We start from the raw sequence: 300 nt of genomic DNA, 5'->3' as shown, positions 1-300 counted from the left end.
CAAAAATCGTACCTTTTCATAGTCGCCTTGCACTCTCATAATAGGGGGATAATAAATGTCTGACAAAACCAAAGTAATATTAATCGATGATCATCCGTTGATGCGGAGAGGTATCAAACAATTACTCGAACTAGATGAATCTTTTGAAGTGATAGGTGACGCAGGAAGTGGAAGTGAAGGGGTAAATTTGGCATTGCAACTCGAGCCAGATTTAATCATTTTAGATTTAAATATGAAAGGATTATCCGGATTAGATACATTAAAAGCGTTACGCACAGAAGGAATTGATGCAAGAATTTT

The 300-nt window shown here is 36.3% G+C and carries 1 protein-coding gene; it reads left to right on the top strand.

Going from position 1 to position 300, the window contains the following annotated elements:
• Positions 1-55: 55 nt before the first annotated feature.
• Positions 56-300: response regulator (locus EII42_RS12745; protein ID WP_125172444.1), on the top strand; the 245-nt coding region annotated here is incomplete at its 3' end.

Origin of the sequence: Tessaracoccus sp. OH4464_COT-324 (genome assembly GCF_003932855.1) — a bacterium.
In the GTDB taxonomy this organism is placed as follows: domain Bacteria; phylum Actinomycetota; class Actinomycetes; order Propionibacteriales; family Propionibacteriaceae; genus Arachnia.
The sequence above is the reverse complement of the archived record's forward strand: the minus strand, read 5'-3'. Positions and strand labels throughout refer to the sequence as shown.